We start from the raw sequence: 19008 nt of genomic DNA on the forward strand, positions 1-19008 counted from the left end.
TAACCACGACGCCGGAGTTCACCGTGCGGGGTGACCGCCGGCGTCGTGATTTCGGCGGTATTGCGGGACCGTGGCGCTACAGCGCCGCCACGGAACCGCTAAAGTGCCGCCGGCCCGACCGCGGATTCCACGCAACGTACTCGGAGTGCTGCCAGGCGCCGGCCGGAGCATGGACCGAACTGATGTCCAGTGCCACACGGGCCGGCAGGAACACCGGCGCTTCAAAGGCAACATCCCAGCGGAAGGAATCCCCCTTCACGGCGCCGACGTCGGCGAGTGCGCGCGAGGCCAGGTACATGCCATGCGCGATGGAGCGCCGCATGCCCAGGGCCTTTGCCGAGAGCACACTCAGGTGGATGGGGTTGAAGTCGCCGGACACCGCCGCATATGCCCTGCCGGTGTCGACGCCCAGCTGCCAGAGTGCCGTGGGGTCAGGCGCCGCGAACGCTGTGGACGTGGCGGGTGCCGAGGGCTTGTCGATCCCCGGGAGGAAGACGCCTTTAGCCAGGTAGGTGGAGGTTCCCTTCCAGCGGACCCGGGTTTCCCCCGTGCGGCGGACCTCCGCAACGATGTCCACCTGGGTGCCGGCACGGTGCCCGCGCAGGTTCTCGGCCCAGGATGTGATGTCCACTGCCTCGGTGAACAGGACCGTTTCGTGTTGCTCCACGGTGTTGTTGAGGTGCACCATTCCCAGCAACGGCAGCGGGAAATCGTCACGGTTCATCACGCTCATTGACACGGGGAACGTGAGGGCATGAATGAACCCGGCCGGCAGGACGTCGCTTGCGGTCTCGCCCACAAGGTGCTGGTAGGCGGTGAGGTTACCCACTTGCGCTTTCACGCCCCTGACCTCATGCCCGCAGGGGGGCAGTGCGATCCCCGCGTCGGTACCAAGGATGCGGCGCCTTGCCGCAGTGGCGGCAGCATTGACGTACAGCTTGGACAGGGACGGCATGTCCCCGAGGATTACGGGCTGGGCACCGGTCATGCGCCCACCATGTTCTGTCCGCACACCCGCAGCACCTCGCCTGTGATGCCGCCGGCGGCGTCGCTGGCCAGGAACGCAATGGCCTCGGCGACGTCACCGGGCTGCCCGCCCTGCTGCAGGGAGTTGAGGCGCCGGGCTATTTCACGCGTCGCAAACGGAATCCGTGCAGTCATTTCAGTTTCGATGAAGCCCGGGGCAACTGCATTGATGGAACCGTGGCGTTCCGCCAGGAGCGGTGCCGTGGCGCGCACCATGCCCAACACGCCGCCCTTGGACGCCGCGTAGTTCGTCTGCCCGCGGTTGCCGGCAATGCCGCTGGTGGAAGCGACCGACACGATCCGCGGTGCGTTCCGGAAGTGTTCGGACGCCAGCAGCGCCTCATTGATGCGAAGCTGCGCCGCGATGTTGACGGCAATCACCGAATTCCAGCGGCCCTGGTCCATGTTGGCCAGCAGCTTGTCCCGCGTGATGCCTGCGTTGTGGATGACGATGTCCAGCCGGCCGTGCCTTCCCACCGCATGGTCGATGATCCGCTGGCCGGCATCCTCCCGGCTGATGTCCAGCTGCAGGGCAGTCCCCCGGACTTCGTTTGCCACCGCTGCCAGATGGTCTCCGGCGGCAGGGATGTCGACGACCACCAGGGTGGCGCCGTCCCGGTGGAGCGTGCGGGCAATTGCCGCGCCGATGCCCCTGGCGGCGCCGGTCACGACAGCGACTTTGCCGGCGAGCGGCTTTTCCGGATCGGCAGGGAGCTGCCCTTCCCCTGTTGCGACGGTGAGGAGCTGCCCGTCGACAAAGGCGGAGCGGCCGGACAGGAAGAAGCGCAGGGCGCCGAGAGCGCTGGGGCTTGCGGTGGTTACCTCCTCGGCCAGTACGATGCCGTTTGCCGTGGCGCCGGCGCGCAACTCCTTGGCGAGTGAACGCAGCAGGCCGTCCACGCCTTGACGCGCTGCAGCGGCTGCCGGGCCCTGCGCGCTCGCCGGGGTACGGGACACCGTGACCACGCGGCCGTTGGGCGCGAGGTCCCGGATGGACGACGCCGCCGAGAGAACCGGCCTTTCAAGGTCCTCCGGGCGATCGAGTTCGTCCAGGACGAGAACGATCGCGCCCAGCTTCTCCCGTGGCACTGCATGCCGGCGGACGTCCAGGTCCCAGGACAGGAGTGCGGCGGCCAGTTCGTCAGCGCCTCCGCTGGATCCCTGGACCAGGATCGGGCCGGGAACGAGGGACTGTCCCGGCTGATAGCGCCTGAGCACTGCCGGCTGCGGCAGACCAAGCTTCCTGGCGACATCCTTGCCGATTCCGCGGCTTACGAATTGTGTGTACTTGTCTGTCACGCCGGCCTCCCTAGAGTGCTTCAAGAATGGCGACGACCCCTTGGCCGCCGGCAGCGCAGATGGAAATCAGGCCCCGGGCCGGACGGCCGTCCACCTGGCCCTTTTCGTGAAGCATCTTGGCCAGTGAGGCCACAATCCGTCCACCGGTGGCGGCAAAGGGGTGCCCCGCCGCCAGGGAGGAGCCGTTGACATTGAGCTTGGAACGGTCAATGCCGCCCAATGCGCCGTCCAGGCCCAGCCGCGTGCGCCCGAACTCTTCGTCCTCCCACGCGGCCAGGGTGCTGAGGACTGTTCCGGCGAACGCCTCGTGGATCTCGAAGAGATCGATGTCATCAAGTGTCAGGCCGTTGCGGGCCAGCAGCCGGGGCACAGCGAACGCAGGCGCCATCAGCAGGCCGTCCTTGCCGTGGACGAAGTCGACCGCGGCCGCCTCGCCGTCCACGACGGCCGCAAGCTTCGGCAGCTCGTGCGCGTCCGCCCAGTCCTCCGAGGCCAGCAGCACGGTGGACGCACCATCGGTCAACGGTGTGGAGTTGCCGGCGGTCATGGTTGCCTCAGCGCCGAGGTTCTTACCGAAGACAGGCTTCAGTGTGGCCAGCTTTTCCAGGGTTGTGTCGGGGCGGAGGTTCGAATCCCGGTTCAGGCCGCGGTAAGGCGTGAGCAGATCGTCGAAGAACCCCGCATCATAGGCGGCTGCAAGATTGCGGTGGCTGTTGTAGGCGAGCTCGTCCTGCGCTTCGCGTGCGATCTTCCACTGTGCCGTGGTGAGAGCCTGGTGTTCGCCCATGGAAAGGCCCGTCCGGGGCTCCCCCGTGTTCGGCGCGTCGGGTGCCAGGTCTTTCGGCCGGAGGCGGCTCAGGACCTGAAGCCGCTGGGGCAGGGACTTGGCACGGTTGAGGTCCAGCAACACCTCGCGCAGGCCCTCGCTCACGGCGATGGGCGCATCGGAGGCCGAGTCGACGCCGCCCGCAATGGCCGATTCGATCTGGCCCAGTTTGATCTTGTTGGCCAGGCCAAGGACCGTTTCGAGCCCGGTGGCACAGGCTTGCTGCAGGTCGTAGGCGGGCGTTTCGGCAGAGAGGGCAGAGCCCAGCACCGCCTCGCGGGTGAGGTTGAAGTCGCGGGAGTGCTTGAGGACCGCGCCTGCGGCAACCTCGCCGATCCGCTCGTCCTGGAGGCCGAAGCGGGCAATGAGCCCGTCCAGTGCGGCCGTCAGCATGTCCTGGTTGGAAGACCTGGTGTAGGCCCCGCCTGTCCGCGCGAACGGAATCCGGTTGCCGCCTACCACCACAGCTTTGCGCACCAAGCCCGCAGGTGTTGGCGAGCGGGTGGTGGATGATTCGTCTGGTCCGGTTGCGGACTGTCCGGTAAAGGACATGTGATGTCTCCTCTTGATCAACGCTGGTTACCGATACCCAGCGTACCTGATACGCTGGGTATCGTGAACATCCTCCACAATGAACTTCCCGCGCCCTCCGGCGGGGCCGCCTCCGGCGGGGCCGCTTCAGGCAGTGATCCCTCGAGCGGCACTGTCGACGGGCGCGCCGCCCGCTGGCAGTCACACCGGGAGGAACGTCGGCGTGAACTCATCAAGTCCGCGCGGAAAGCCGTCCACGCGCTCGGCAGCGATGCTTCCATGGAGGACATCGCGACCTCGGCAGGCACGTCAAAGTCGGTGTTCTACCGCTACTTTGGCGACAAAGCCGGACTGCAGCAGGCAGTGGGCGAAGTGGTGCTCAGCCAGATGCAGCGCCGCATCCAGGAAGCTGCCCAGAGCGCGCAGACACCCCGGGAAGGGCTGCTCGCCATGGTGTCGGCCTATCTGCAAATGGCGGAAACCAGCCCGAACGTCTATACGTTCGTCACCACCTACTCTTCAGGCGAGCCAGGGGCAGCTAACGCGGGCATGGCAGTATCCGGAGCCCTCGGCCACTTCTTCGAAGAGGTGCGCGACATGATTGCCCGGCCCATGCGCGCGCAGCTGGGCATTGGCAAGGAAGCCGTGATCGGCTACTGGCCCACCGCGGCAATCGGGCTCGTGCGGAACGCCGGGGAGCAGTGGCTGGGCACTCCCGAGTCTGCTGCCAAACCGACGCAGGACGCCATGGCCCGCCAGATCACTGCCTGGCTGTGCGTCGGAATAGCCCCGGAACTGGAAACTGCGGACCCCCAGACCCCAAACCCTTAGTGAATTGTCAGAACCAAAGAAGGAATCGACATGACTGACGTAGTTGACCGACCCTCCGGCCAGGCCAGCCGACCCGCCGGCCGTACAAAACAACCAGCCGGCGGGCAGCCCGCCGTCGACGTCGCCGCCCTGGGCGAGCAGCTCCTGGGCAACTGGGCCCACATCCGCCGGCACTCGCGCGAGTTGTCAGGCCGTCCCGAACTGCACAAGACCGAGGGCCTCACCCACACCGAGCACCGGAAGCGCACGTTCGGCCAGCTGAAATACCTGGTTGAGAACAAGGCCGTCCACCGGGCATTTCCCGCAGCACTGGGCGGTTCCGACGATCACGGCGGCAACATCGCCGGGTTCGAGGAACTGGTCACGGCCGATCCGTCGCTCCAGATCAAGGCGGGGGTCCAATGGGGGCTCTTCGGCTCAGCTGTGATGCACCTGGGCACCGAGGAGCACCACGCCAAGTGGCTGCCCGGCATCATGAACCTGGACATCCCGGGCTGCTTCGCCATGACGGAAACCGGGCACGGCTCCGACGTGGCCAGCATTGCCACCACGGCCACTTTCGACCCTGCCACACAGGAGTTCGTGATCCACACACCCTTCCGCGCCGCCTGGAAGGACTACATTGGCAACGCCGCAATTGACGGGCTCGGCGCCGTGGTCTTCGCCCAACTCGTGACGAACGGCGTAAATCACGGAGTGCACGCGTTCTACGTTGACCTGAGGGATCCGGAGACTAAGGAATTCCTGCCGGGCATCGGCGGTGAGGATGACGGCGTCAAGGGCGGACTTAATGGCATCGACAACGGCCGGCTGCACTTCAGCAATGTCCGCATCCCGCGCACCAACCTGCTCAACCGCTACGGCAATGTTGATGCCGGCGGCGCCTACACTTCACCCATCGCCAGCCCGGGCCGCCGCTTCTTCACCATGCTGGGCACCCTGGTCCAGGGCCGCGTGTCCTTGGACGGTGCCGCAGTCGCGGCCAGCAAGCTCGCCCTCAAGACCGCCATCCAGTACGCCGCCGAGCGCCGCCAGTTCAACGCTTCCTCCCACACTGACGAGGAAGTGCTGCTTGACTACCAGCGCCATCAGCGGCGGCTGTTCACCCGGCTCGCCACGACCTATGCCGCCGGCTTCGCGCACGAGCAGCTCCTGCAGAAGTTCGACGACGTCTTCTCCGGCGCACACGATACGGACGAGGACCGCCAGGACCTGGAAACCCTCGCCGCCGCACTCAAGCCGCTGAGCACATGGCACGCCCTGGATACCCTCCAGGAATGCCGCGAAGCCTGCGGCGGTGCCGGGTTCCTGATTGAGAACCGCTTCGCATCACTGCGCGCAGACCTGGATGTGTACGCGACCTTCGAGGGCGACAACACCGTGCTGCTCCAGCTGGTGGCCAAACGCCTCCTCGCCGACTACGCCAAGGAGTTCCGCACCGTCGGCGTCGGCGTGCTGGCACGCTACGTCGTGAGCCAGGCCGCCGGAGTCGCAGTGCACCGGACGGGCCTGCGCCAGGTTGCCCAGTTTGTTGCCGACACAGGGTCAGTGCAGAAGGCAGCAATCGCGCTCAGGGACGAAGACACCCAGCGGCTGCTGCTGACCGACCGGGTACAGACCATGGTGGCCGAGGTCGGAGCCGAGCTGAAGGGCACCAACAAGATGCCCCAGCACCAGGCGGCCGCCGTCTTCAACGAGCACCAGCATGAACTGATCGAGGCAGCGCAGGCCCATGCGGAGCTCCTGCAGTGGGAGGCCTTCACGGAGGCGCTGGCCAATGTGGCTGACCCGGGTACCAGGCGCGTGCTGACCTGGCTCCGGGATCTGTTCGGGCTCTCGCTCATCGAGAAAAACCTGTCCTGGTACCTCATGAACGGGCGGCTTTCGATGCAGCGCGGACGCACCGTGGGCGACTACATCAACCGGCTGCTGGCCAAGATCCGCCCGCATGCCCTGGACCTTGTGGATGCCTTCGGGTACGGGCCGGAGCACCTTCGTGCGGCTATCGCGACCGGGGCCGAGCAGATCCGCCAGGACGAGGCACGCGCGTACTTCCGGGCGCAACGCGCAGACGGACAGGCGCCGGTGCAGGAAAAGGTCCTGCTGGCCCGGCAGGTCCGGGAAGCTAAGGCTCCGCGCCGCTAGCTTCGCCCGGATTTGCGTAGGAAACTGCGGAAACCACGACGGCGCCGCCCCCTAAGTGGGGGCGGCGCCGTCGTCGTCTATTGCCCGCTACCGATTACCCGTGGCGGTTGGCAGCGGCCGTCCGCTCCGGTTCAGGCGAGGACCGAGCGGTACACCTCGAGTGTCGTTTCCGTGATGGACTCCCAGGAGAAGTGCTCCTCCGCCCGGCGGCGGCCCGCCTGCCCCATGGCGCGCGCCCTCTCGGGATCTGACACCACTTCGGTCAGGGCAGCCGCAAATTCGGTAACGAACTTCTCGGGATCAAGCGGAGTGCCCGTCCCGTCGGTGACCTGTTCGATGTCCACCAGCAGACCGGTTTCGCCGTGCTGGACAACTTCGGGAATGCCGCCGGTGGCGCTGGCCACAACGGCAGCGCCACAGGCCATGGCTTCCAGGTTCACGATGCCGAGCGGCTCGTAGATGGACGGGCAGGCAAAGGCTGTGGCGTGGCTGAGGACCTGGATGAGTTCATTGCGGGGCAGCATCCGCTCAATGAGGATTACGCCGCTGCGCTGGCTCTGGAGTTCCTCGATCAGCCGTGCGGTTTCCGCCGCGAGTTCGGGCGTGTCCGCTGCGCCGAGGCACAGCACCACCTGGACGTCCGCCGGCAGCTTCGCCGCTGCACGGAGCAGGTACGGAACACCCTTCTGGCGGGTGTTCCGGCCTACGAAGACCACGCTGGGAAGTTCCGGGTCGATGCCCAGCGCCCTGATGGCGTCGTCGCCTTCGTCACGCTTCCAGAGTTCGACGTCGATGCCGTTGTGCACCACGCGGACCTTGGTGGGGTCGACATCCGGGTAGCTGCGCAGAATGTCCTGGCGCATCCCCTCGGAGACGGCGATGATTGCTGCGGCGGCCTCATAGGCGGTTTTCTCCACCCAGGAGGACAGCGCGTAGCCGCCACCCAGCTGTTCGGCCTTCCACGGGCGCAGCGGCTCGAGGCTGTGGGCGCTCAGCACATGCGGGATACCGTGGAGCAGCGATGCCAAGTGGCCGGCCATGTTGGCATACCACGTGTGCGAATGGACCAGGTCCGCTCCTGCGATGTCCGGAACGATCCGCAGGTCCACGCCCAGGGTCTGGACGGCGGCATTGGCCGCACCCAGGTCCTCCGGAACCGAGTAGGACGTCACTTTGGCCCCGTGATAGTCGGGATCCCGGGGCGCACCGAAGGCGCGCACCTGCAAATCCACATGTTTGGCCAGGACGCGGCTTAATTCAGCCACGTGGACGCCGGCGCCACCGTAGATCTCGGGCGGGAACTCTTTAGTCACAATGTCTATTCGCACGTTACCCAAGGTAGTCGTTCCGGCGTATCTGTTCTAGTGTGAAGGGGTCCGGGCATGCCGGACTTTTTGGGGTAGTTACGAAGGCGTACAGGAGCGACCATAATGCCGTTGAATAAGAAAGTCCTGGCTATTGTCCTCGCCGGAGGCGAGGGAAACCGTCTTATGCCATTGACGGCTGACAGGGCTAAACCCGGCGTGCCGTTTGCCGGGAGTTACCGGCTAATCGACTTCGCGCTATCAAACCTCGTAAATTCGCGCTATCTCCAGATAGTTGTCCTCACGCAATATAAATCGCATAGCCTGGACCGCCATATTTCCGAGACCTGGCGGATGTCCACGCAGCTTGGCAATTATGTTGCATCGGTTCCGGCGCAGCAGCGTGTCGGCAAGAGCTGGTTCCTTGGCAGCGCCAACGCCATCTACCAGTCCCTGAACCTGATCCATGATGCCAACCCGGACATTGTGGTGGTGGTTGGCGCGGACCACGTTTACCGGATGGACTTCGCCCAGATGGTGGAACAGCACGTGGCCAGCGGGGCGAAGGCAACCGTGGCTGCAGTGCGGCAGCCCCTGAGCATGGCCGACCAGTTCGGTGTGATCGAAGTGGACCAGAACGATCCGCAGAAGATCGCCGCTTTTGTGGAGAAGCCTTCCTCGACCCCGGGCCTGGCAGCTGATCCCACACAGTTCCTGGCGTCCATGGGGAACTATGTCTTCAACGCCGACGCACTGGTGGAGGCCCTGCACGTCGACGCCGAACGCCTCGACACCAAGCACGACATGGGTGGGGACATCATCCCTTACTTCGTCAGCCAGGGCGAAGCCGGCGTTTATGACTTCACGCTGAACGATATTCCGGGTTCCACCGAGCGGGACCGTACGTACTGGCGGGACGTCGGCACGATCGACTCCTTCTACGACGCCCATATGGACCTGATCTCGCCGCTTCCGGTGTTCAACCTGTACAACTCCGAATGGCCCATCTACACGCGCCAGAGCATTTCTCCGCCAGCCAAATTCGTCCGCGGCGACCGCAACACCGTGGGAACCGCTTTGGACTCCATCGTGGCCAGCGGCGTAGTGATCTCCGGCGGCATCGTGGAGGGCTCCGTCCTGTCCAACGACGTCTACGTGGGTACATCCAGCCGCGTGGTGGATTCCGTGCTGATGGACAAGGTCCAGATCGGCGAGGGTGCCGTGGTCAACCGCGCCATCATCGACAAGAACGTCAAGGTGCCCGCGGGGGCCGCGATCGGTCTCGATCCGGAACGCGACCGTGCCCGCGGTTTCAAGGTGACGGACTCCGGCATCACGGTTCTGTCCAAGGGCCAGCACGTCCCTGAGCCGGACGCAGCGGAACGGGAGCTTTCAGCGGCCAACCTGCACCTCGTACCCAACGCGGTGAAGGCGGCAACGCAGAATTCCCCGTTTGCCAGGGAGTCCGTGGAGAAGGCCGGGGAGGCCCACTCAGCGGCCGTCCGCGTGCCTGCCACCGACTAGGAGACGATCAGCAACAATCCCTTAACCCTGACGGCAGGCCGGAAGCCTCCCAGGCTGTAAAATCGGAACAATGAACTCCCCCGATTTGACGCCTGAGGACATCCAGGCCTGCCTCAAGGTTTTAAGCACCATCCATGCCTACGACGAGGAACACCCTGACTACGTCTCGGTTCGCCGCGCCACCGGCAAGATGTTCAAGGCTGTCAAGCGCCACCGCCGGGTCACCAAACGCGACCTGATCGCCGAGTCGGACCGTGCCGTCATCGCGCAAACGGCCACCGCGGCGCCGGACCGGATCGATGACGAGACGCGCGGGAACAAGCTGGAAACCTCGGCGACCGGCAAAGTGGCAGGGCACCTCATCAGGTCCCGCCCCTGCTACATCTGCAAGAAGCACTACACGCAGGTTGATGCCTTTTATCATCAGCTGTGCCCTGAGTGTGCCGCGTTCAGCCACAGCAAGCGCGATGCACGCACCGACCTTACGGGCCGGCGCGCACTGCTTACCGGCGGGCGCGCCAAAATCGGCATGTACATCGCGCTCCGGCTGCTTCGGGACGGCGCCCACACCACCATCACCACGCGCTTCCCGAAGGACGCAGCCCGTCGTTTCGCGGCGATGGAGGACAGCGGCGACTGGCTCCACCGGCTGAGGATTGTGGGCATCGACCTCCGCGATCCCTCCCAGGTGATGGCCCTGACCGATTCGCTCGACGCGGCAGGCCCGCTGGACATCATCATCAACAACGCAGCCCAGACCGTCCGCCGGTCCGGCAACGCGTACAAACCGCTGGTTGATGCCGAGGACGAGCCCCTGCCGGCAGCACTCGAACCCGCCAACGGGGGTCCCGAACTGGTGACGTTCGGCCACGCCCACGACAAGCACCCCCTGGCCCTCGCAAGCAGCGTCACGGACCATCCCGTCCTCGCCGGAGATGCCATCACGTCCCTCGCTCTCTCCACGGGGTCCGCATCGCTGGAACGGATTGCGTCCGGAACGGCCATCGACGCCGGCGGGCTGGTCCCGGACTTGGCCGCAATCAACAGCTGGACCCAGGTGGTGGATGAAGTGGACCCCTTGGAAATGCTCGAGGTTCAGCTCTGCAACGTGACTGCACCGTTCCTGCTGGTGAGCCGGCTGCGCGGGGCCATGAAACGCTCCACCGCGCACCGAAAGTACATCGTGAACGTCTCCGCCATGGAGGGGCAGTTCTCACGCGCCTATAAGGGCCCGGGCCACCCCCATACGAACATGGCCAAAGCGGCGCTGAACATGATGACCCGCACCAGTGCGCAGGAAATGCTGGATTCCGACGGAATCCTGATGACGGCGGTGGACACCGGGTGGATCACGGATGAGCGCCCCCACTACACCAAAGTCCGGCTCATGGAGGAAGGCTTCCACGCACCGCTGGACCTGGTGGACGGTGCCGCGAGGGTCTACGATCCCATCGTCATGGGCGAAAACGGCGAAGACCAGTATGGCGTCTTCCTCAAGGACTACAAACCGAGCCCGTGGTAGGAACTCCGCAACCACTCGCCTAGCAGCCGCTGCCGGAGCCCGGCAAGGCCTTATGGCCCTAATGTGCCTACCATGGGGACCGTAACGTTGGTCTACATGAACACAACGACGCCGCCCGAGGGCCAGCTGTCCATTGACCAGTGCTGGGTCATGCTCGACACCGAGACGGTCGGGAGGATCGCGCTCATTGTCGATGGCCATCCGGAGATCTTCCCGGTGAACTTCGTGCTTCAACGCCGGAACATCGTCTTCCGGACAGCCGGCGGAACCAAACTCTGGGCGGCCATGACGTCCAAACCGGTGGCTTTCGAAATTGACGGCTATGACGCCCACGAAGAGATGGCCTGGAGCGTGGTTGCCCGCGGCGAGTCCGACCTGATCGAAACCCAGGCCGAAAAGGCCGAAGTGGACGCCCTGTTCCTGGAGCCATGGCAGCCCGGTGACAAGGACTACTACGTCCGGCTCGCGCCCAAGGCGCTGACCGGTCGGCGCTTCAAGGTCAAGAAGCCGGACCTGTGGAACACCCGGCTGTCCGATCCCCGGCGCGCCGCGTTCGAGTAGGGACCGGCGCGCCGCGTTCGAGTAGGGATCGTTGAGGGACCGGATCCAGGTAAGAGCCTTTTCGGGCAACCCGGTCAATGCTTTTCAGGCGTATGGACTACTTCGGGCGTATGGACTACCAGTACAGGGCAGTGAGCGTGGGCAACGCAGGCTGAACTCACGGAACCCAGCAGCAGCCCTCCGAAGCCGCCGTGGCCGCGTCTTCCGACCACCAGCATGTCAGCGCTCCGGCTGGCATCAATGAGGGTGTGCCGTGGGCGCCCCTGCACCAGCCGGGTCTCGATGTTTGCGGGCGTTTCCGGCCCAAAGGCCTTGTCTACTGTCTCCTGGAGGATCTCCCCGGCACGCACGTCGAAGTCGTTGATCCCCATGGCCACATAGCCGTCATACACCGGCGGGTAATCCCAGCATGCCAGCGCCACAACGTGTGCGCCGAGGCCCACCGCGAGACCCTGGGCGTGTTTAAGCGCTTCCACCGAAGCTTCGGAGCCGTCCACTCCGACAACTATCGTACGGACGTCCTTGGCCTCGTTCATTTCTTCCTCTTTCGCATCCTGCTCCGGCCGGCCGGAGCCCGCTGGGATCCGGCGGGTGTTCTTCAAGGATGTGTGCCGGCAGCGCGGGCAGGTAGGGCCTAAAGTCATGCCCCGGCGGGTCCAAGGACCCTTGTTGCGCTTCTGGCCGTGAACGAGAATGGCAGAGCCGGATGACCGAAACCCAGCCCGGAGAGACATAATGGGACTTGCACCGTACCGGCACGCCGGTTGCGGACCGACAGTGGCAGCTCCGGCCGCCGGACAGGAGGACCATGATTCCCAGGGCAGACCAGGGTCCCTCCGCGCAGGAAATGCATACTGACCTGATCCGCGTGTTCATCCTCGATGACCACGAACTGGTCAGGCGGGGGTTGCAGGAACTTCTCGAAGGCGAGGGCTTCGACGTTGTGGGCAGTTCGGGTTCCGCGGTTGAGGCCACGCGGCGCATTCCCGCCCTGCACCCGGACGTAAGCGTGCTCGACGCCCGCCTTCCCGACGGAACGGGCATCGAAGTCTGCCGGGATGTCCGGTCGGTGGATCCGAACCTGAACTGCCTCATCCTGACGAGTTTCGACGATGAGCAGGCCTTGCGGGGGGCGGTACTCGCCGGCGCCCGCGGATACGTCCTGAAGGAGATTGGCGGCACGGACCTGATCGGCGCAATGCGCCGTGCCGCTGCAGGAGAGTCGCTGTTCGACGACGGCGTGGCGGCAAGCATCGTCGAAAGCCTCGTCGCGCCCCAGCAGGTGGATCCAAGGATTGCGGGGCTCACACCACAGGAACGGCGGGTGCTTGAACTCGTGGGCGGTGGCCTCACCAACCGGCAGATCGCGGCTGAAATGTTCCTGGCGGAGAAGACCGTGAAAAACTATGTGTCCTCGCTCCTGGCGAAGCTGGGCTTCGAACGGCGCACGCAGGCTGCGGTGTACATCGCCAACAACGCAATGCCGGCCCCGTTCTCCTCGGGGCACTCCGGGCCGGCCCATTCTGCCGCTGCCCACTCCCCGGGCACCGACGGTGAGGGCCAGCGGCGCTAAAGCGGGACTGACCACTCCAGGCTGGTACCGGCGTCGGGGGCGCTGGTAATGGTGCAGGTGCCTTCAAGTATCCTGGCGCGCTCTTCCATGTTGTTGAGCCCGTTGCGCTTCGCAGAGTCCCCGAACCCGCGGCCGTTGTCGGTGACCAGGACCGTCATCCTGCCCTTCAGGGCCGAGACGGATACCTCGATCAAATCTGCGCCCGAGTGGCGGATGGCGTTGCTCAGGCCTTCGGAAACAACCGCCACCACGTGGTTGGCTGTGTCCGGCTGGACTGAGTCGACAGGGCCTTCCAGATTCAGCCCGGGCGTGAAGGCCATGGACTTGGATGCGCTCCGCGTGACACGCCGCAGCCTTCCGCTGAGAAGCTCGATGTCTCCGTTGCCGGTCCGGAGCGAGTAAATGGTGTCCCGCAGGCTGCGGATTGCCTCATCCAGTTCCCCTGTGATCGCGCCGATCCGTTCCAGCGCCAGCCCCTCCCTGGTGAAGCGGGTCAGGCTCTGGACGCTCAGGCCTGCGGCGAACAGCCGCTGGATCACGAGGTCATGAAGGTCGCGGGCAATGCGGTCCCGGTCGGTGAAGACCAACAGTTCTTCCCGCAGGCGGTGGACCCTGGCGAGTTCAAGCGCCAACGCGACGTGTGACCCAAAAACAGCCCCCATCTCCACGTCCGTGCGGCCGTAGGCGCCTGCCCCGGCGTCGCGGACCAGGAGGAGCAGTCCGTGATGGGCGCCCTGGGTGCTGAGAGCCACCGCGAGGAGCGGACCGGTCACGGTCCCCTCCAGCACACCCAGAACGTCCGCGGCGTTGTCCACGAGAAGCGGCTCGCCTCCGGCAAGAACCGCCTGCAGGGATTCCGACTCCAGCGCGAGGGGCAGGCCCGAAAACAAGTCCGCGTCTTTGCCGTCGGCGCCGGCCACAACATAGCCGACGCCATCCGCGGAAGGTGCCACGATCAGGGCCAGCCTGGACCCGGATTCCCGCAGCGCCCTCCCGGCGATGGGATCAAGGCCCTCGGACGAGGATGCTGGATCACTCCCCAGCATCAGCCCGGAGACATCCATACAGGCTTCAAGCCACTGTGCGCGGCGCCGGGCGTCGTCGTACAGCCGCGCGTTCTCAATGGCTACACCTGCCGCCGCAGCCAGGGCAACGGCAAGCTCCTCGTCCTCTACGGTGAAATCGCCGCCGCCCTCCTTTTCCGTCAGGTACAGGTTGCCGAAGACGACATCACGGACACGCACCGGAACACCGAGGAACGACTGCATCGGCGGGTGGTGTTTGGGAAAGCCGTAGGCTTCAGGGTGGCGACGAAGGTCATGTAGCCGCAGCGGCCTGGGGTCGGAGATCAGCAGTCCCAGGACGCCATGGCCGGTGGGGAGGGGACCAATCCGCTTGGCCAGTTCGCCGTCGATCCCGACGGTGATGAAGTGGCTAAGGGCGCGGTCATCACCGATGACACCCAAGGCCCCGTAGCGGGCGTGCAGCAGCTGGCAGGCGGACTGGACAACACGTTCCAGGACGGCGTCCAGGCTCAAATCCTCCGCGACCGCGACGACGGCTTCGAGCAGGCCGCCCATGCGTTCCTGGAATTGGAGGAGTTCACCGGCCCGTGACACGAAATCTTTGAGGAGGTCTTCGATCCTCAGGCTGCCCGCTGATGTATTCCGTTCGGGACCGTCGCCATTGGCATGCATATCCACAACCCGACTCCTGACCATGTCCGTCCGCTCCGGCGGCGTGAGGCCAGAATACCGTTAAGCCTCAATTCCCGGGGGCGGTTAGTGCGTTGCGGCGACATGGGGCCATTGTGCCCTAGCTTGCCTGGTGTTCTTTGCCTAGGCTCAGCGTCATGAGCACAGATCGGAACCCGGGCGCTGATACTCCGTACGAGGTAGAAAACCTTGACAGCCATGAATGCTGGCGGTTGCTGCGGAGCGTCTCAGTGGGCCGGTTGGCCGTCTGGGTGGATGACCACCCGGACATTTTCCCCATCAACTACAAGGTGGACCACGGCACACTGGTCTTCCGCACGGCCGACGGCACCAAGCTGCAGGCAGCCACCGGCGACACCCCCGTAGCCGTCGAGGCCGACGGCGTGGACACGGACAGCGGCGTCGCCTGGAGTGTCGTCATCAAGGGGCAGGCAGCTCCCGTCAAGAACCCGCAGGAAGTTCTGGACACAGTGGGGCTGCTGCTCTTCCCGTGGCAGGCTGGCAAGAAAGAGCACTTCGTCCGGATTACCCCGGACACTGTCACCGGCCGGCGTTTCAAGGTAACTCCGCCGTTGACCTGGTGGACGCCGCTGGACGACGCCACCAGGTCCGGCTACGAGTAAAGCGTGCCGGCCTAAGCCAGACGGGTGATTTCCACGCTCACGTTCAACGCGGAACCGCCGCCGCCTGACAGGATGCCCTTAAGCGGCGGCACATCCCGGTAGTCGCGGCCACGTGCCACGGTGACATGGAAGTCACCGGCGGGTTTGTGGTTGGTCGGATCCCAGCTGCGCCATTCACCGTCCCACCATTCCAGCCACGCATGCGACTGGCCGGCCACCGTCTCGCCGATGTCCGCCGTCGAACGCGGGTGAAGGTAGCCGGAAACATACCGGGCGGGAATTCCGCAGCTGCGCAGCGCGCCGACAGCGAGATGTGCTAGGTCCTGGCAGACGCCCTGGCGCTGGCCCCAGGCCTGCGCCGCGTTGGTGGTGACCCCGGTGGAGCCCTTCATGTACGTCATCTCCCCGCGCATCCATTCGAAGATGGCCATGGCTGCCCCGTGCGGGTTCCGGCCTTCAACGATCCCCGGAATGATGCCGAGGACTTCGTCTCCCGGACCACTCAGGCGGGACTGCGGGATCCAGTCGCTGAACTGGTTGAGCATCTCGGACGCCTGCAGCACGTCCCAGGAGACGATGTCGGCTTCCGCGGGGACGCGTTCAGCGCGGTGGACTTCGACCGTGGTGGTGGCGACTACCTCAAGGTACTCATGCGGCATCTGCATGTCGAAGGCAGTCACACGCGTACCCCAGTAGTCGCGGTAGCTGCTGACGGCGGCCTGCGACGGCGCAACTTTCATGGACGATTCCAGCACCACCTGCTGCGGATCCGTCAGCGGCGTCATGCGGGCTTCGTTGTACGAGAGCGTGACGCGCTTGTTGTACTTGTAGCCGGTCTTGTGAATGATGCTCAGCCGGGTCATGAAACTTCTCCCACCCAGGCCAGTTCGTCCGCCTGATTGAAGTACTTACGGGAAATTGCGTCGGAAGCCTGCGACACGGCCTTCTGGACGCGCTCCATGTGCTCCGGCAGTTCGGACATGAGGTCGTCCGTGCGGTGGAACTCCAGGAAGGTGCGGGCCTGGCCCACGATCCGGCGGGCGTCGTTGATGAAACCGACACGCTGCGCGGAGGGATCGAGCTTGGCCAGGCAGTCGTCCGCATCCCGCAGGGCGTAGACGATGGAGCGCGGGAACAGCCGGTCCAGCAGCAGGAACTCGGCGGCATGCTGGTCGCCGAAGGCGGCGCGCCGGGTCCGCAGGAAGGACTCATAGGCGCCGGCGCAACGGAGCATGTTCACCCAAGACATGCCGGCGGAGAGCACATCGCGGGTCGACAGCATACGGGCTGTCATATCGGCACGCTCCAGGGAGCGTCCCAGGGCCAGGAACAGCCAGCTGTCGTCGTGGCTGACGGTGGTGTCCGCCAGCCCGCTCACCATGGCCGTGCGTTCCAGCACCCAGTGGCAGAACCGGTAGGTGCCCACCACGTCCTTGCGGTGCTGGTTCAGCCCGTAATACGTGGTGTTCAGGCTCTCCCAGAGCCCGGAGGAAACCGTTTCGCGGGCACGGCGGGCGTTCTCGCGGGCAGCGCCCAGCGACCCCGCAATGGACGTGGCGCTCTGTTTGTCGTAGGCGAGGGCGTGCAGCAGCTCCTCGAGGCCGAACTCGTCGCTCTCGGGCCGGGCCCCCATGACGGCCAGGAGTTCCCGGGCAACGTTGTCCCGCTCCTCCGTGGGCAGGTGGTTGAGCCGCTCAAGGTGGACATCCAGGATGCGGGCGGTGCCATCCGCCCGCTCCACATAGCGGCCGATCCAAAATAGGGACTCGGCAATACGGCTAAGCATTTGCGGCTACCTCCTGCGGGTCCGAAATCTGCATGAACGTGACTGGTGAAAATGGTGCGGGCTGCACCGGACGGCGGCTCATTGCTGCTGCTCCGTCTGGCGGTCGCGCCAGTTGCTTTCGACCGGCCACACCGAAACCCGCTCGCGGACGGTGATGGACGGCCTTGGCAGGAGTTCCACCGGAACCTCGGGAGAGTCAGACAGCACCCAGGTGTCCTTGGACCCGCCGCCCTGGCTGGAATTGACGATCAGCGAGCCCTCCTTGAGGGCCACTCGGGTCAGTCCGCCGGGGAGCACCCACACGTCGTCGCCGTCGTTGACGGCAAACGGACGCAGGTCGACGTGCCGAGGGCCAAACTTATCACCGCTGAGGGTCGGAACCGTAGACAGCTGCAGGACCGGCTGCGCAATCCAGCCGCGGGGATCGGCGATGACGCGCTTGCGCAGGGCCTCGAGTTCGTCCTTGGTCGCGTCGGGCCCGATGACCAGGCCCTTGCCGCCCGAGCCGTCCACCGGTTTGACCACCAGTTCATCCAGCCTGTCCAGGACGTGCTCGCGCGCCTCCTTTTCCTCCAGCCGGAACGTGTCCACATTCGCGATCACGGGCTCTTCGCTGAGGTAGTAGCGGATGAGGTCGGGCACGTAGCTGTACACGAGCTTGTCGTCAGCCACGCCGTTGCCCACGGCATTGGCGATGGTGACGCCGCCGGCGCGGGCGGCATTCACCAGGCCGGGGCAGCCCAGCATGGAATCGGCACGGAACTGCAGCGGATCGAGGAAGTCGTCGTCGATCCGCTTGTAGATGACATCGACGCGCTGTTCGCCGGCGGTGGTCCGCATGTACACGCGGTTGCCGCGGCAGATGAGGTCACGGCCTTCCACGAGCTCCACGCCCATCAGGCCCGCCAGCAGCGTGTGCTCGAAGTACGCGCTGTTGAACACTCCGGGGGTAAGGACCACCACTGTGGGGTCGTCGACGCCGGAGGGTGCCGTCTTGCGCAGCGCGGACAGCAGCCGGCGCGGGTACTCTTCGACCGGACGGATCAGTTGCTGGCCGAAAGCTTCGGGCAGGCCCTTGGCCATGGCCCGGCGGTTTTCCAGTACGTAGCTGACGCCCGAGGGCACCCGCACGTTGTCTTCCAGCACCCGGAAGGTTCCCGCCGCGTCACGGACGACGTCGATCCCGGAAATGTGAACGCGGACTCCGCCGGCCGGCTCAAAGCCGTGGACCTGGCGGTGGAAGTGGGCGCTCGTGGTGACAAGCTGGCGCGGAATGACGCCGTCGGCAACCACGGTCATCTTGTCGTAGACGTCATTGAGGAAGGCTTCCAGCGCCCGGACCCGCTGCGCAACTCCCCTTTCGAGGACGCTCCATTCATCGGCCGGGATCACCCGGGGCACGATGTCCAGGGGGAACGGCCGTTCCTCCCCAGCGAAGTCGAAGGTGACGCCGCGGTCCAGGAACGTCCGCGCCATCGAGTCGGCCCGGGCGGTGACGTCGGCGAGGGACAGCTCACGGAGAGCCCCTGCGACCTGCCCGTAGGACTTCCTGGCTTGCTGGCCGGGGGTAAACATCTCGTCGTAGGCACCGGTGCGGCCGGCAGCCTCGGAGTAATCCTGGAATAGGTCAGACATGGTCATTAGCCAACCACCTTTTTGTTTCGAATTCATTACTGGTGCCCATTGTGGCGTGTTGGAGCCACCCCCTCCGGTTCGTGTTTTTCCGCACATGTCCGGCAAGG

At 65.3% G+C, this 19008-nt stretch carries 16 protein-coding genes; 7 read left to right on the forward strand and 9 right to left on the reverse strand.

Annotation, left to right across the window (positions count from 1 at the left end; all coding sequences use genetic code 11):
* Positions 1 to 76: 76 nt before the first annotated feature.
* From AC1DRE_RS00540 to AC1DRE_RS00550, 3 genes are read right to left on the reverse strand one after another with little or no spacing between them, the layout of a single operon-like run.
* The gene (locus AC1DRE_RS00540) at positions 77 to 988 is read right to left on the reverse strand and encodes a MaoC family dehydratase (RefSeq protein ID WP_476982871.1); all 912 of its coding nucleotides are present in this window, start codon (positions 986 to 988) and stop codon (positions 77 to 79) included.
* On the reverse strand, positions 985 to 2325 hold the full coding sequence (locus tag AC1DRE_RS00545) for a 3-oxoacyl-ACP reductase (protein ID WP_476982872.1): 1341 nt from the start codon (positions 2323 to 2325) through the stop codon (positions 985 to 987). The genes AC1DRE_RS00540 and AC1DRE_RS00545 overlap by 4 nt, the downstream gene beginning before the upstream one ends.
* 10 nt (positions 2326 to 2335) lie before the next feature.
* A complete protein-coding gene (locus tag AC1DRE_RS00550; RefSeq protein ID WP_476982873.1) occupies positions 2336 to 3703 on the reverse strand; it encodes an acetyl-CoA C-acetyltransferase in 1368 nt (455 codons plus the stop codon).
* A 63-nt stretch (positions 3704 to 3766) separates the two neighbouring features.
* Between AC1DRE_RS00550 and AC1DRE_RS00555 the strand changes: the two genes are divergently transcribed.
* Both AC1DRE_RS00555 and AC1DRE_RS00560 read left to right on the forward strand, forming a co-directional pair.
* Entirely contained in the window at positions 3767 to 4513 is a 747-nt protein-coding gene (locus tag AC1DRE_RS00555; protein ID WP_476982874.1) for a TetR/AcrR family transcriptional regulator, read from the forward strand.
* A 30-nt stretch (positions 4514 to 4543) separates the two neighbouring features.
* Positions 4544 to 6658: an acyl-CoA dehydrogenase family protein gene (locus tag AC1DRE_RS00560; protein WP_476982875.1), complete on the forward strand. Its 2115-nt coding sequence runs from the start codon at positions 4544 to 4546 to the stop codon at positions 6656 to 6658.
* Between the two features lie 131 nt (positions 6659 to 6789).
* On the opposite strand, the gene glgA is transcribed toward AC1DRE_RS00560, so the two are convergent.
* Positions 6790 to 7986 (reverse strand): glycogen synthase, encoded by a 1197-nt coding sequence (gene glgA, locus AC1DRE_RS00565; RefSeq protein ID WP_476982876.1) that lies wholly within the window; start codon positions 7984 to 7986, stop codon positions 6790 to 6792.
* A 102-nt stretch (positions 7987 to 8088) separates the two neighbouring features.
* Between glgA and glgC the strand changes: the two genes are divergently transcribed.
* The 3 genes from glgC (at position 8089) to AC1DRE_RS00580 (ending at position 11569) form a co-directional block, all read left to right on the forward strand.
* On the forward strand, positions 8089 to 9486 hold the full coding sequence (gene glgC, locus AC1DRE_RS00570; protein WP_476982877.1) for a glucose-1-phosphate adenylyltransferase: 1398 nt from the start codon (positions 8089 to 8091) through the stop codon (positions 9484 to 9486).
* Between the two features lie 70 nt (positions 9487 to 9556).
* The gene (locus tag AC1DRE_RS00575) at positions 9557 to 11008 is read left to right on the forward strand and encodes an SDR family NAD(P)-dependent oxidoreductase (RefSeq protein ID WP_476982878.1); all 1452 of its coding nucleotides are present in this window, start codon (positions 9557 to 9559) and stop codon (positions 11006 to 11008) included.
* 96 nt (positions 11009 to 11104) lie between these two features.
* Positions 11105 to 11569: a pyridoxamine 5'-phosphate oxidase family protein gene (locus AC1DRE_RS00580; RefSeq protein ID WP_476983317.1), complete on the forward strand. Its 465-nt coding sequence runs from the start codon at positions 11105 to 11107 to the stop codon at positions 11567 to 11569.
* Between the two features lie 74 nt (positions 11570 to 11643).
* Here AC1DRE_RS00580 and AC1DRE_RS00585 read toward each other — a convergent pair whose 3' ends face one another.
* Positions 11644 to 12105 (reverse strand): universal stress protein, encoded by a 462-nt coding sequence (locus tag AC1DRE_RS00585; RefSeq protein WP_476982879.1) that lies wholly within the window; start codon positions 12103 to 12105, stop codon positions 11644 to 11646.
* Between the two features lie 272 nt (positions 12106 to 12377).
* On the opposite strand from AC1DRE_RS00585, the gene AC1DRE_RS00590 reads away from it, so the two are divergent.
* The gene (locus AC1DRE_RS00590) at positions 12378 to 13142 is read left to right on the forward strand and encodes a response regulator (protein ID WP_476982880.1); all 765 of its coding nucleotides are present in this window, start codon (positions 12378 to 12380) and stop codon (positions 13140 to 13142) included.
* On the opposite strand, the gene AC1DRE_RS00595 is transcribed toward AC1DRE_RS00590, so the two are convergent.
* Complete coding sequence (locus AC1DRE_RS00595) at positions 13139 to 14839, reverse strand: GAF domain-containing sensor histidine kinase (RefSeq protein WP_476983318.1); 1701 nt, start codon at positions 14837 to 14839, stop codon at positions 13139 to 13141. The two genes, AC1DRE_RS00590 and AC1DRE_RS00595, sit on opposite strands and share 4 nt — an antisense overlap.
* A gap of 155 nt (positions 14840 to 14994) precedes the next feature.
* On the opposite strand from AC1DRE_RS00595, the gene AC1DRE_RS00600 reads away from it, so the two are divergent.
* Positions 14995 to 15480 (forward strand): pyridoxamine 5'-phosphate oxidase family protein, encoded by a 486-nt coding sequence (locus tag AC1DRE_RS00600; RefSeq protein WP_476982881.1) that lies wholly within the window; start codon positions 14995 to 14997, stop codon positions 15478 to 15480.
* An 11-nt stretch (positions 15481 to 15491) separates the two neighbouring features.
* On the opposite strand, the gene AC1DRE_RS00605 is transcribed toward AC1DRE_RS00600, so the two are convergent.
* The 3 genes from AC1DRE_RS00605 to AC1DRE_RS00615 all read right to left on the reverse strand — a co-directional run bounded on the left by AC1DRE_RS00605 (position 15492) and on the right by AC1DRE_RS00615 (position 18901).
* Entirely contained in the window at positions 15492 to 16343 is an 852-nt protein-coding gene (locus AC1DRE_RS00605) for a transglutaminase family protein (RefSeq protein WP_476982882.1), read from the reverse strand.
* The gene (locus AC1DRE_RS00610) at positions 16340 to 17266 is read right to left on the reverse strand and encodes an alpha-E domain-containing protein (RefSeq protein ID WP_104174221.1); all 927 of its coding nucleotides are present in this window, start codon (positions 17264 to 17266) and stop codon (positions 16340 to 16342) included. The genes AC1DRE_RS00605 and AC1DRE_RS00610 overlap by 4 nt, the downstream gene beginning before the upstream one ends.
* Positions 17267 to 17344: 78 nt before the next feature.
* Positions 17345 to 18901 (reverse strand): circularly permuted type 2 ATP-grasp protein, encoded by a 1557-nt coding sequence (locus AC1DRE_RS00615; protein WP_104174347.1) that lies wholly within the window; start codon positions 18899 to 18901, stop codon positions 17345 to 17347.
* Between the last annotated feature and the right edge of the window lie 107 nt (positions 18902 to 19008).

This window comes from Arthrobacter sp. P4_H3 (genome assembly GCF_056400885.1).